This window comes from Streptomyces chiangmaiensis, assembly GCF_036281785.1.
Classification (GTDB): Bacteria; Actinomycetota; Actinomycetes; order Streptomycetales; family Streptomycetaceae; genus Streptomyces; species Streptomyces chiangmaiensis.
Genome location: NZ_JAYWVC010000001.1, coordinates 19,105 through 31,424, shown reverse-complemented (window position 1 = coordinate 31,424; position 12,320 = coordinate 19,105). Strand labels below are relative to the sequence as shown.

Annotated in this window: 13 protein-coding genes, 1 pseudogene and 1 riboswitch; of the genes and pseudogenes, 9 read left to right on the top strand and 5 right to left on the bottom strand. The window is 70.4% G+C overall.

Going from position 1 to position 12,320, the window contains the following annotated elements; translation table 11 throughout:
- Positions 1 to 124: 124 nt before the first annotated feature.
- Positions 125 to 340 (bottom strand): annotated as a pseudogene (locus tag VXC91_RS00160) (hypothetical protein); the annotation flags it as partial.
- An 18-nt stretch (positions 341 to 358) separates the two neighbouring features.
- A riboswitch (TPP riboswitch) is annotated at positions 359 to 470 on the top strand.
- Between VXC91_RS00160 and thiO the strand changes: the two are divergent.
- The 6 genes from thiO to VXC91_RS00130 all read left to right on the top strand — a co-directional run bounded on the left by thiO (position 469) and on the right by VXC91_RS00130 (position 6,183).
- Positions 469 to 1,629 carry a glycine oxidase ThiO gene (gene thiO / locus VXC91_RS00155; protein WP_329504144.1) on the top strand — a complete coding sequence of 387 codons (1,161 nt, stop codon included), beginning with the start codon at positions 469 to 471 and terminating at the stop codon, positions 1,627 to 1,629. Its footprint overlaps the riboswitch before it by 2 nt.
- Positions 1,626 to 1,826, top strand: coding sequence for a sulfur carrier protein ThiS (gene thiS / locus VXC91_RS00150; protein ID WP_329504143.1), 201 nt, complete (start codon positions 1,626 to 1,628; stop codon positions 1,824 to 1,826). The genes thiO and thiS overlap by 4 nt, the downstream gene beginning before the upstream one ends.
- Positions 1,827 to 1,828: 2 nt before the next feature.
- Positions 1,829 to 2,623, top strand: a complete 795-nt coding sequence (locus VXC91_RS00145; protein WP_329504142.1) for a thiazole synthase — start codon at positions 1,829 to 1,831, stop codon at positions 2,621 to 2,623.
- Positions 2,624 to 2,739: 116 nt separating this feature from the next.
- Positions 2,740 to 4,653 (top strand): Stk1 family PASTA domain-containing Ser/Thr kinase, encoded by a 1,914-nt coding sequence (pknB, locus tag VXC91_RS00140; RefSeq protein WP_329504141.1) that lies wholly within the window; start codon positions 2,740 to 2,742, stop codon positions 4,651 to 4,653.
- A 34-nt stretch (positions 4,654 to 4,687) separates the two neighbouring features.
- Positions 4,688 to 5,587, top strand: a complete 900-nt coding sequence (locus VXC91_RS00135; protein WP_329504140.1) for a deoxyribonuclease IV — start codon at positions 4,688 to 4,690, stop codon at positions 5,585 to 5,587.
- Positions 5,588 to 5,670: 83 nt separating this feature from the next.
- Positions 5,671 to 6,183, top strand: a complete 513-nt coding sequence (locus VXC91_RS00130) for a DUF4396 domain-containing protein (RefSeq protein ID WP_329504139.1) — start codon at positions 5,671 to 5,673, stop codon at positions 6,181 to 6,183.
- 19 nt (positions 6,184 to 6,202) lie between these two features.
- On the opposite strand, the gene VXC91_RS00125 is transcribed toward VXC91_RS00130, so the two are convergent.
- A complete protein-coding gene (locus VXC91_RS00125) occupies positions 6,203 to 6,835 on the bottom strand; it encodes a sulfite oxidase-like oxidoreductase (protein WP_329504138.1) in 633 nt (210 codons plus the stop codon).
- Between the two features lie 153 nt (positions 6,836 to 6,988).
- Here VXC91_RS00125 and bfr point away from each other — a divergent pair, with 153 nt between their 5' ends.
- Entirely contained in the window at positions 6,989 to 7,468 is a 480-nt protein-coding gene (gene bfr, locus VXC91_RS00120; RefSeq protein ID WP_329504137.1) for a bacterioferritin, read from the top strand.
- Between the two features lie 27 nt (positions 7,469 to 7,495).
- Here the strand turns inward: bfr and VXC91_RS00115 are convergent, their stop codons facing one another.
- The 3 genes from VXC91_RS00115 to VXC91_RS00105 all read right to left on the bottom strand — a co-directional run bounded on the left by VXC91_RS00115 (position 7,496) and on the right by VXC91_RS00105 (position 10,057).
- Complete coding sequence (locus VXC91_RS00115; protein WP_329504136.1) at positions 7,496 to 7,765, bottom strand: (2Fe-2S)-binding protein; 270 nt, start codon at positions 7,763 to 7,765, stop codon at positions 7,496 to 7,498.
- Between the two features lie 150 nt (positions 7,766 to 7,915).
- A complete protein-coding gene (locus VXC91_RS00110; RefSeq protein WP_329504135.1) occupies positions 7,916 to 9,268 on the bottom strand; it encodes a class II 3-deoxy-7-phosphoheptulonate synthase in 1,353 nt (450 codons plus the stop codon).
- A 99-nt stretch (positions 9,269 to 9,367) separates the two neighbouring features.
- Positions 9,368 to 10,057 carry a T6SS immunity protein Tdi1 domain-containing protein gene (locus VXC91_RS00105; RefSeq protein ID WP_329504134.1) on the bottom strand — a complete coding sequence of 230 codons (690 nt, stop codon included), beginning with the start codon at positions 10,055 to 10,057 and terminating at the stop codon, positions 9,368 to 9,370.
- Positions 10,058 to 10,137: 80 nt separating this feature from the next.
- Here VXC91_RS00105 and VXC91_RS46880 point away from each other — a divergent pair, with 80 nt between their 5' ends.
- Complete coding sequence (locus tag VXC91_RS46880; RefSeq protein WP_079050971.1) at positions 10,138 to 10,194, top strand: trp operon leader peptide; 57 nt, start codon at positions 10,138 to 10,140, stop codon at positions 10,192 to 10,194.
- 99 nt (positions 10,195 to 10,293) lie between these two features.
- Positions 10,294 to 12,237 carry an anthranilate synthase family protein gene (locus tag VXC91_RS00100; RefSeq protein WP_329504133.1) on the top strand — a complete coding sequence of 648 codons (1,944 nt, stop codon included), beginning with the start codon at positions 10,294 to 10,296 and terminating at the stop codon, positions 12,235 to 12,237.
- Positions 12,238 to 12,320: the final 83 nt, after the last annotated feature.

Sequence of the window (12,320 nt, the reverse complement as noted above, 5' to 3'; positions counted from 1 at the left end):
TCAGTCGACCCGACGCGGTGCCTGACTCGGCGGGGAGCGCTGCGCGAGCCGGCCCGACACTCTCGGGCCGCCGTTCACCGCGACGCCCTGCTTTACGGTCCGGACGTGCTCGAACCCCTGCTGAAAAGTCGAGGCGGTCACCGTTCCGTGTACCCACCAAACGGCCGCGTACGACGTCGCCACCGGCGTATTCGGCCCAGATACCGCCGTCCTGCCCGTGGCAGGTGAACCGGGTGCGGGTCCCGACCTGACCGGGTGCCTGGTCCGCTACGAGGGCGAAGGTCAGGCCGTCGGGCGATCGGGCCGTGTACGGAGGCTCCCTTACCGAGGCAAACGGCACCGGCTAGGGTGGCCGACGTAAAGCACTCGCGGGAGCCTGGACGCACCGGGCTGAGAGGGAGGCTGGCGGCCTCCGACCGTACGAACCTGATCCGGGTCATACCGGCGAAGGGAGGGGGCTGGACGCCCATGTCGCCTACACCCACGTCAGATGTCCTCGTCGTCGGGGGCGGGATCATCGGGCTGGTGACCGCCTGGCGGGCTGCTCAGGGCGGGTTCTCCACCGCCGTGGTGGATCCCGAGCCGGGCGGCGGAGCCGCCCGGGTGGCCGCCGGTATGCTCGCCGCCGTCACCGAACTGCACTACGGGGAGCAGACGCTGCTCGGCCTCAACCTGGAGTCCGCGCGCCGCTACCCGGACTTCGCCGACGAGCTGACCGAGGCCACCGGCCAGGACCTCGGCTACCGCCGGTGCGGCACGCTGGCGGTCGCGCTGGACGCCGACGACCGCGCCCATCTGCGGGAACTGCACGCACTGCAGCAGCGGTCCGGCCTCGCGTCGGAGTGGCTGAACGGACGCGAGTGCCGTCGCCTGGAACCGATGCTCGCGCCGGACGTGCGCGGGGGCCTGAGGGTCGACGGAGACCACCAGATCGACCCGCGCCGGCTGGCCGCGGCCCTGGTCATCGCGTGTGAACGCGCCGGGGTCGTCTTCCACCGGGTGTGGGCCGAGCGGCTGACGGTGGTACAGGACCGGGCCGCCGGAGTCGGGACCCATGGCGGCGAGCTCGCGGCCGGACAGGTCGTCCTCGCCGCGGGCAGCCTCAGCGGGCGGCTCGAGGGCGTCCCGGACGAGGTCCTGCCACCCGTGCGGCCCGTGAAGGGCCAGGTGCTGCGACTGACCGTGCCCGAGCGGTACGCGCCGTTCCTGAGCCGTACCGTGCGCGCCGTCGTCCGCGGCAGCCAGGTCTACCTGGTTCCGCGCGAGAACGGGGAGCTGGTCGTCGGTGCCACCAGCGAGGAGCTCGGCTGGGACACGACGGTCACCGCGGGCGGCGTCTACGAGCTGCTGCGGGACGCGCACGAGCTGGTCCCCGGCATCACCGAGCTGCCGCTCACCGAGACCCGTGCCGGACTGCGTCCGGGCTCGCCGGACAACGCGCCGCTGCTCGGACCGACAAAGCTGGACGGCCTGCTGCTGGCCACCGGGCATTTCCGCAACGGAATCCTGCTCACCCCCGTCACCGGCGACGTCATGGCGCACGTCCTGACCACCGGCGAGCTCCCCGACGAGGCCCGCCCCTTCACCCCCGGGCGGTTCGCCGCCGCACTCACGGAGCAGCCTGCATGAACATCTCGGTCAACGGCGAGCCCCGCCGGATCGCCCCCGGCACCGCGCTCGACGCCGTGGTGGGGATCCTGACCACGGCCCCCTCCGGCGTGGCCGCCGCCCTCAACGAAACCGTCGTCCCGCGCACGCAATGGTCCTCGACACCCCTCTCCGAGGGGGACCGCGTCGAGATCCTCACCGCCGTCCAAGGAGGCTGACCGTGGCCGACGATCCCTTCGTCCTCGGTGGTACGACCTACTCGTCCCGGCTGATCATGGGCACCGGCGGTGCGCCCAGCCTGGATGTGCTCGAGCGGGCGCTGGTGGCGTCCGGCACGGAGCTGACGACGGTCGCGATGCGGCGCGTCGACGCCTCGGTCCACGGCTCGGTCCTCTCCGTGCTGGAGAAGCTGGGCATCCGGGTGCTGCCCAATACCGCGGGTTGTTTCACCGCGGGCGAGGCCGTGCTCACCGCCCGCCTCGCGCGCGAGGCGCTCGGCACGGATCTCGTCAAGCTGGAGGTCATCGCCGACGAGCGGACCCTGCTGCCCGACCCCATCGAGCTGCTGGACGCGGCCGAGACGCTCGTCGACGACGGTTTCACGGTGCTGCCGTACACGAACGACGACCCCGTCCTCGCCCGGAAGCTGGAGGACGTCGGCTGTGCCGCGATCATGCCGCTCGGCTCGCCGATCGGCTCCGGTCTCGGCATCCGCAACCCGCACAACTTCCAGCTGATCGTGGAGCACGCGCGCGTGCCGGTCATCCTGGACGCGGGAGCGGGAACGGCATCGGACGTGGCGCTCGCGATGGAGCTGGGGTGCGCGGGTGTGATGCTCGCCTCGGCGGTCACCCGGGCGCAGGAACCGGTGCTGATGGCGGAGGGGATGCGGCACGCGGTGGAGGCGGGGCGGCTCGCGCTCAGAGCGGGCCGCATCCCCCGCCGGCACTTCGCTCAGGCGTCGTCCCCCATGGAGGGCGTCGCCCGTCTGGACCCGGAGCGGCCCGCCTTCTGAGACGGGCCGCCGCGGGCCGCACACAGGTGCGGTGTGCGTCACAGGTCGGATGCAGTCGTACCCCGGTGCGGCGGTAACAGCCGGGCGTGTCGTTATGCCCTCGTAGACTCACCTGCGTGGATACGACCCTTCAGGACCCTCTCGTCGGGCAGGTGCTCGACGGCCGCTACCGCGTGGACGCGCGTATCGCGGTCGGCGGGATGGCCACGGTCTACCGGGCCGTGGACACCCGCCTCGACCGTGTCCTGGCGCTCAAGGTGATGCACCCGACGCTGGCCGCCGACGGCTCGTTCGTCGAGCGCTTCATACGCGAGGCCAAGTCGGTCGCGCGCCTCGCGCACCCGAACGTGGTGCAGGTCTTCGACCAGGGCACCGACGGGTCGTACGTCTACCTGGCCATGGAGTATGTCGCCGGTTGCACCCTGCGCGACGTGCTGCGCGAGCGCGGGGCGCTGCAACCGCGCGCCGCCCTGGACATCCTCGAGCCGGTACTGGCCGCCCTGGGCGCCGCCCACCGCGCCGGATTCGTGCATCGCGACATGAAGCCGGAGAACGTTCTCATAGGGGACGACGGACGGGTCAAGGTGGCCGACTTCGGGCTCGTCCGGGCCGTGGACACCGTCACGAGCACGACGGGCGCCGTCCTCGGCACGGTCTCCTATCTGGCACCGGAGCAGATCGAGCAGGGCGCGGCCGACCCCCGGGTCGACGTGTACGCGTGCGGGGTCCTCCTCTACGAAATGCTCACCGGCGGCAAGCCCCACCACGGCGATTCCCCCGCCCAGGTGCTGTACCAGCACCTCAACGAGGACGTGCCGCCGCCGTCTGCCGCCGTGCCCGGCCTGTCCGTCGAACTCGACGATCTGGTCGCCTCGGCGACCGCGCGCGACCCGCGGCTGCGCCCGGCCGACGCGGTGGCCCTGCTCGGTCAGCTCCGCGATGCGCGCGGCGCACTGACCGCCGAGCAGTTGGAGGCGGCACCACCACAGGCTGTCACGCAGCAGCACGACAACGCGGAGGACCGCACAAGCGTGATCCCGCGCCTGCTCCCCGCCCGCCCGGTCGACCAGGACGGGACGGCGGTGCTCAACCGGACGAGCCGGCTCGAGATGCCTCCGCCCGGGCCCGCCGTGCGCCGCGGACGTCCCCGGCGGGGGGTGCTCGCGATCGTCCTCGCCGTGCTGGTGCTGTTCGGTGTGGGCTCCGGCGTCTGGTACATAAACTCCGGCCAGTTCACCAAGGTCCCCCCGCTGCTGGCGAAGACCGAGGCGGAGGCCCGGGACCGGCTCGAGCAGGCCGGGCTCGAGGTCAAGCAGGTCAAGCACGCCTACAGCGACACGGTCAGGCGCGGCACGGTGATCAGCAGCGACCCGGAGACGGGCGCCCGGATCCGCTCCCACGACTCGGTGACGCTGACCGTCTCGGACGGCCCCGAGACGGTCGAAGTCCCCGATCTGAAGGGCTACCGGCTGGAGAAGGCGCAGGCCACACTCGAGCGGCACGGACTGGTCGCGGGCATGGTCACGCGTGCCTTCAGCGAGGCCGTGCCCAAGGGCTTCGTGATCGGCACGGATCCGGAGGCGGGCACCGAACGCCACGGCGGTTCGGCGATCGCGCTCACCGTGAGCAAGGGCAGCCCCGTGGAGGTTCCCGACGTCACGGGCAGCTCCGTCGACGACGCCACGGCGCAACTGCGCGACGAGGGCCTGCAGGTGAAGATCGCCGACACCCGGATCATGTCGGAGTTCGACGCCGGACAGGTCGCCGAGCAGTCGCCGGGCGCGGGCAAGGAGGTCGGCGAGGGCGACACGGTCACACTGACGATCTCCAAGGGCCGCGAGCAGGTGGAGGTCCCCGACGTGGTGGGAGACAACGCCGACGACGCGAAGAAGGCCCTGGAGGCCGCGGGTTTCCAGGTCGAGGAGGACCGTGGGCTGCTCGGCCTGTTCGGCGACACGGTCAAGAGCCAGTCGGTCGAGGGCGGCGAGAAGGCGCCCAAGGGGTCGACAATCACGATCAAGATCCGCTGACGGGGCGCCTCGGGGCGCATGACACCCTTGAAGGGTGAGAACTCAGCAGTCCCGTGGTTCCCTCGGCACATCCGGTGTCGCTCGCCATCCCATCGGCAGCCATGTCCCCGTGGCCGGCGGTCTGAACTCGGTCGGACTGAGCTACGCACGCGATCTCGGGGCCGAGACCGTGCAGGTCTTCGTCGCCAATCCGCGCGGCTGGGCGACGCCTGCCGGCAATCCGCGGCAGGACGAGGAATTCCGGACCGCGTGTGCCCTCGAGTCGATACCGGCGTACGTCCACGCGCCGTACCTGATCAACTTCGGCTCGCACACCGAAGCGACGGCCGAGCGGTCCGTGGAGTCCTTGCGGCACTCGTTGCGCCGGGGCCGGGAGATCGGGGCGCTGGGCGTCGTCGTGCACACCGGCAGCGCCACCGGCGGCCGCGACCGAGCCGTCGCCCTCAAACAGGTGCGCGAGCGTCTGCTCCCCCTGCTCGACGAGCTGACACACGACGACGACCCTTTCCTTCTGCTGGAGTCGACCGCGGGCCAGGGTGCCTCCCTGTGCTCGCGCACCGGCGACCTCGGGCCGTACTTCGAGGCCCTCGACGCGCACCCCAGGCTGGGAGTGTGCCTCGACACCTGCCATGTCTTCGCGGCCGGGCACGACCTGACCGGGCCGGGCGGGATGCACCGGACGCTGGACCTGCTGGTCGAGACCGTGGGCGAGGGACGACTCAAGCTGATCCACGCGAACGACTCGAAGGACGTGGTCGGCGCCCACAAGGACCGCCACGCGAACATCGGGTCCGGGCACATCGGCGAGGAGCCGTTCCGCGCGCTGATGACCCACCCCGCCACCGAGGGCGTACCCCTGATCATCGAGACGCCGGGCGGCAAGGAGGGGCACGCGGCCGACGTGGAGCGCCTGAAGAAGCTGCGGGACGGCTGAACCGGGGGCTGCCGGAATACCCCCATGGGGTATACGGTTCTGTGTGGCGACAGGAATCTCAGCCTGACAACCGGGGGCCGGCCATGCAGCACGAGACACACACGGACCACGCATCTCACTCCGGGCACGTCCACCACGGGCACGTTCACGGCGCCGACGGAGCGACCTGGCCGATGACCGCCCGGGCCACCCTGCACTGTCTCACCGGGTGCGCCATCGGTGAGGTACTCGGCATGGTGATCGGCACGGCGGCGGGGTGGGGCAACGGCCCGACCATGCTCCTTGCGATCGCGCTCGCCTTCTTCTTCGGCTACTCGCTCACCCTGCGCGGCGTCCTCGGATCGGGCGTCGACGTCCGGACGGCCGTCCGTGTCGCCCTCGCCGCGGACACGCTCTCCATCGCCGTGATGGAGCTGATCGACAACGGCGTGATCGCGCTGTGGCCGTCCGCGATGGAGGCCCATCTCGACGATGCGCTCTTCTGGGGCTCGCTCGCGGTCTCGCTCGCCCTCGCCTTCGTCCTCACCGCGCCCGTCAACAAGTGGATGATCGGCCGCGGCAAGGGTCATGCGGTGGTGCACCGGTACCACGGCTGACCGGCGCACTCACCAGGGGTCAGAGCTCGGGGCCGTCTCCGGGCTCCTCCTGGTAGGAGTAGCGCTGTTCCTTCCAGGGGTCGCCGATGTTGTGATAGCCGCGCTCCTCCCAGAAGCCGCGACGGTCGGCGGTCATGTACTCGACGCCGCGGACCCACTTGGGACCCTTCCAGGCGTACAGGTGCGGAACGATCAGGCGCAGCGGGAAGCCGTGCTCCGCGGTGAGCAGCTCGGCGTCCTTGTGGGTGGCGAAGATCGTGCGGTCCGAGGCGAAGTCGGCGAGGCGCAGGTTCGAGCTGAATCCGTACTCCGCCCAGACCATGACATGCGTGACCGCGGGCGCGGGCGGCGCGATCTCCAGGACCGTACGAGCCGGAATACCGCCCCATTCGGCCCCGACCATGCTGAACTTCGTGACGCAGTGCAGATCGGCCACGACGGTCGCGTACGGCAGCGACGTGAACTCCTCGTGGTTCCAGCAGTGCTTCTCGCCGTCGGCGGTGGCGCCGAAGACCCTGAACTCCCAGCGTTCGGATCGGAACTTGGGGACGGGGCCGTAGTGGGTGACCGGCCATCCCCGCTGCAGTCGCTGTCCCGGCGGAAGCTCGGACCGTGCTGCTTCTCGAGACTCGCGCTCCACCGGATGACCCATGACTCCATCCTGACAGACGGCGGAGGGTGCACATGACCAGCCCGCACCCGATTCGGGCAACTCATACTAAGCGTGAACTTACTGGACGCCTTCGGACGCCAGTGCAATCATGCGGCGCAACCGGCCAGTCCCCGCTTGGAAGGAGCCCGAGCAATGCAGGGCGATCCGGAGGTCATCGAATTCCTCAACGAGCAGCTCACCGGTGAGCTGACCGCGATCAACCAGTACTTCCTGCACGCGAAGATGCAGGAGAACTATGGCTGGTACAAGCTCGCCAAGCACACACGGGACGAGTCCTTCGACGAGATGAGGCATGCGGAGGTGCTCACCGACCGCATCCTCTTCCTGGAGGGGCTGCCGAACTACCAGCGGCTCTTCCATGTGCGAGTGGGACAGACCGTGAAGGAGATGTTCGAGGCCGACCGGCAGGTCGAGGTCGAGGCGATCGACCGGCTCAGGCGCGGGATCAAGGTCATGCGGGACAAGAGCGACATCACGTCCGCAAACATCTTCGAGTCGATCCTCAAGGACGAGGAGGAGCACATCGACTACCTGGACACCCAGCTGGATTTGGTGGAACAGCTCGGTGAGGCGCTCTACATCGCGCAGGTCATCAAACAGCCGGACAGCTGACATGGAGGGCCGAGCGACAGCCGGAAGCTAAGCGGCTTCTTCCAGACCGTCCACACCCTCGAGACCGTCGGGGCCGTCCAGGGCGGAGAGAACCGGCTTGCCCCGGTCGGCGAGCTCACGGCGGGGACAGGCCCCGCGGCCCAGCAGCGCCTGGATCCGGCGTACACACGAACCGCAGTCCGTGCCCGCCTTGCAGGCCGAGGCAATCTGCCGGGGCGTGCAGGCGCCGCTCTCCGCGTGCTGCTTCACCTGCTGTTCGGTGATGCCGAAACAACTGCAGACGTACACGCGGTTCACCTCCCGACGGGATCCCTGAGGTCGTGCCATCCCGATCGATCGGTGAGGCAAACCTAACCTTACCCGTCGCGGAGAACCCGCAAAAGCGGGGTGGGGCGCGGATCGTGTGTGATCCGCGCCCCACCATCGGGGCCGTGACGACCCGAGCGCCTACTGGTCCCGGTACATCTCGGCGACGAGGAACGCCAGGTCGAGGGACTGGCTGCGGTTCAGCCGCGGGTCGCACGCCGTCTCGTAACGCTGGTGCAGATCGTCGACGAAGATCTCGTCGCCGCCGCCCACGCACTCGGTGACGTCGTCGCCGGTCAGCTCCACGTGGATGCCGCCCGGGTGGGTGCCCAGCGCCTTGTGGATCTCGAAGAAACCCTTGACCTCGTCGAGCACGTCGTCGAAGCGGCGGGTCTTGTGCCCGGAGGCCGCCTCGAAGGTGTTGCCGTGCATCGGGTCGGTCACCCAGGCCACCACCGCGCCCGACGCCGTGACCTTCTCCACCAGCTCGGGGAGCCGGTCGCGGATCTTGTCGGCGCCCATGCGGACGATGAAGGTCAGCCGGCCCGGCTCGCGCTCCGGGTCGAGACGCTCGATGTACTGCAGCGCCTCCTCGGCCGTCGTCGTCGGGCCGAGTTTGATGCCGATGGGGTTGCGGATCCTCGAGGCGAACTCGATGTGCGCGCCGTCCATCTGCCGGGTGCGCTCACCGATCCACACCATGTGGCCGGAGACGTCGTACAGCTGACCGGTGCGCGAGTCGACCCTGGTCAGTGCCGACTCGTAGTCGAGCAGCAGCGCCTCGTGCGAGGAGTAGAACTCGACGGTCCTGAACTCCTCCGGGTCCGCTCCGCAGGCGTGCATGAAGTTCAGCGCGTTGTCGATCTCCCGCGCCAGCTGCTCGTAGCGCTGACCGGACGGCGACGACTTCACGAAGTCCTGGTTCCAGGCGTGCACCTGTCGCAGGTCGGCGTAGCCGCCGGTGGTGAAGGCGCGGACGAGGTTGAGCGTCGAGGCGGACGCGTTGTACATCCGCTTCAGCCGCTCGGGGTCCGGGACGCGGGCCGCCTCGGTGAAGTCGAAGCCGTTGACGGAGTCACCGCGGTAGGTCGGCAGGGTCACGCCGTCGCGGGTCTCGGTGGGCTTCGAACGGGGCTTGGAATACTGGCCGGCGATCCGGCCGACCTTCACGACCGGCACCGAGGCGGCGTACGTGAGCACGGCGCCCATCTGGAGCAGGGTCTTGAGCTTGTTGCGGATGTGATCGGCGGAGACGGCGTCGAAGGCCTCGGCGCAGTCGCCCCCCTGGAGCAGGAACGCCTCACCCCTGGCGACGGCTCCCATCCGGGCGCGCAGCTCGTCGCACTCGCCCGCGAAGACGAGCGGCGGATACGACTCGAGGTCCGCGATCACTGCGCGCAGAGCCTCGGGGTCGCGGTATTCGGGCTGCTGCGCCGCGGGCAGGTCTCGCCAGGTGTTGCCGGCGCTCGCGCCGGTCTTAGCGTTCACGGTCACCCCTCAACACTACGGGGTCGTGTCGTGGGCCCCTTCATCCGCTCACCAAGTGAGACGCAATCCGCTCTTACGGTGTCACGCTGTGCGACCGCCACCCCGTCACCGGTCGAAGCGCACCCGGAGCCGGGGACGTCCCCGTTCGTCCATATACGGTTCCACGCCGGTGGCGTCCCGGTCGGCGCCCTGCATGGCCGTGGCGATGTCGCCCGCGAACGTCATCGCGGCCGTCGCCGGCAGCACCGTGATGTTCTCCACCGCCTCCTCGCCGCCGAGGGCGACCGAGGGGACGTAGACCCAGTGCCGGTCCGGCGCGATCGAGCCGAGCCGGCGCACCGCCTCGACGACGAGGTGGTCGTAGGGCTCCTTGGCGTTGCGCAGCAGTTCGTCCGCGAGGAACGCCTCGAAACTCGAGGCGATGATCTCGGGGCGCAGCAGGACGCCCTCCAGGAAGTGGACCTCGGGCGCCAGGCCGCCGCCCGGCAGGCGGTGGTAGGCGTACGAGTCGCCGAAGGCGGTCTCGCCGAAGATCACGAATGGTTCGATCCGGTCGTCCCAGGCGAACCGCCAGGTGTCGGGCGCGTTCCAGGCGGTCAGGTCCAGCGCGGGCTCCTCGCGGCCGATGCCGAGAATGCGGAAGGCGCCGTGGTGGACGGTGAATCCGTTGAGGCGGAGCAGGAGTTCGCGGTGGGCTGCGGGAAAGTGCTCGGCGGGCGTGCCCGCCGCCGCCGACGGGTCGGACCGGGGCCCGACGTGGTCGGCGAGCGACGGGAGTTCCTCGGCGTGCGGCATCACAGTGGCGGTCCTCCGTTGACCGTGAATCCTCGGAGAGCGCGAGAGCCACATCCGCGTGACTGGTGTAAGGTCGCCGCATGTTCGCGCACTCGAACCAGAACTGGTGGTGGACCGCTCGTCCGGCGGCCCACTGACTGCGCGTACCCACGACTTCGCGAAGGCCGCCCGGGGGGCGGCCTTCGGCGTTTGTGCGACCAGGGTCGTTCCTCCTCACGACAGACAGAAGAGGAACCATGGACCTCACACAACTCCTGCACGGCGAGCGCCCGTTCGCCCTGCTGCGCCGCCGCACGCCCGGGCGCGACCACCACACCGTGGAGGTGCTGATCGGCCGGGTCGCCACCTTCGAGCGTCTGGCCGACCTCCCCGACGAGGCGCTGGCCCTCGTCCCGTACCGCCAGATCCGCGAGCGCGGTTTCGACGTCCGCGACGACGGCACCCCGCTACTGGCCCTGCAGTCCGAGGAGTCGTACGAGCTTCCCCTCGACCAGGCCCTGGCCCAGCTCCCGCGGCACGACGTCCGGGTGGAGGACGGCGGCTTCGACGTGGCGGACGAGGAGTACGCGGAGATCGTCGGCCGGGTGCTGCGCGAGGAGATCGCACGGGGCGAGGGGGCCAACTTCGTGATCCGGCGGACGTACGAGGGGACCGTCCGGGGATTCGGGCGGGCCGACGCCCTCGCGCTGTTCCGCCGGCTGCTGGTCGGCGAGCGTGGCGCGTATTGGACCTTCGTGGTGCACACCGGCGAGCGGACGCTGGTGGGGGCCAGCCCCGAGGTGCATGTGCGGATGTCGGGCGGAAGGGGCGGGAAGCAAGCGCTCCCGGCCGGGGCCGCCGGCGGGGAACGGGCCGGCGGCACGGTCGTGATGAACCCGATCAGCGGGACGTACCGCTATCCCGCGGACGGCCCGACGGCCGAGGATCTGCTCGCCTTCCTCGCGAACGGCAAGGAGATCGAGGAGCTGTCGATGGTCGTCGACGAGGAGCTCAAGATGATGTGCACGGTCGGGGACATGGGCGGGGTCGTCGTCGGACCACGCCTGAAGGAGATGGCCCACCTCGCCCACACGGAGTACGAGCTGCGCGGCAGGTCCACCCTCGACGTGCGCGAGGTGCTGAAGGAGACCATGTTCGCGGCGACCGTCACCGGCTCACCCGTGCAGAACGCCTGCCGCGTGATCGAACGGCACGAGGTCGGTGGCCGGGGCTACTACGCGGGCGCCCTCGCGCTGCTCGGACGGGACGCCGCAGGGGCGCAGACCCTCGACTCCCCCATCCTCATCCGGACCGCCGACATCGACGCCGGCGGACGACTGCGGGTCCCGGTGGGTGCCACCCTCGTGCGCGGCTCGGACCCCGCGAGCGAGGTCGCGGAGACCCACGCCAAGGCTGCCGGGGTGCTGGCGGCGCTCGGCGTGCGTCCGGCACGGCCGCGTACGGAGCACGAACGCCCCAGGCTCGGGGACGACCCGCGGGTGCGGGCGGCGCTCGACACCCGGCGTGGCCGGCTCGCTCCGTTCTGGCTGCGGATGCAGGAGCGGACCTCGGACCTCTCAGGACACGCCTTCGTGGTCGACGGCGAGGACACGTTCACCGCGATGCTCGCGCACGTACTCAGGTCGTCGGGGCTCGAGGTGACCGTACGCCGGTACGACGAGCCGGAGCTGCGGCAGTCGGTGCTCACGCACCAGGGCCCGGTGGTCCTCGGACCGGGGCCGGGCGACCCGTCGGACACGGCCGATCCCAAGATGCGGTCCCTGCGGGAGCTGGCGGCGGAGGTCGTCCGGGGCCACCGGCACGGAGTGCTCGGCGTCTGCCTGGGACACGAGCTGATCGCGGCGGAGCTGGGCCTCGAGATCGTCCGCAAGGAGGTCCCCTACCAGGGCGCGCAGACCGAGATCGATCTCTTCGGCCGGCAGGAGACCGTCGGCTTCTACAACAGCTTCGTGGCGCGCTGTGACGACGAGGCGGCCGCCGAGCTGGCCGCGCACGGCATCGACGTCAGCCGCGGCACCGGCGGCGAGGTGCACGCACTGCGCGGTCCGGGGTTCGCCGGTCTCCAGTTCCACCCGGAGTCGGTGCTGTCGGTGAACGGCGCCGACGTCGTACGGGAGCTGCTGGGTCAGTTGTCGGGCGTGGGCACCAGCACGTTCTCGGAGCGGCGCCCGGCCGTGTAGTCGGACGTTGTACTCGGTGACCGGAGCCCGGGTGTCGACGAGGCCGCCCCGGCTGGAGTTCACGAGGACGGTGTCGTCCTCCT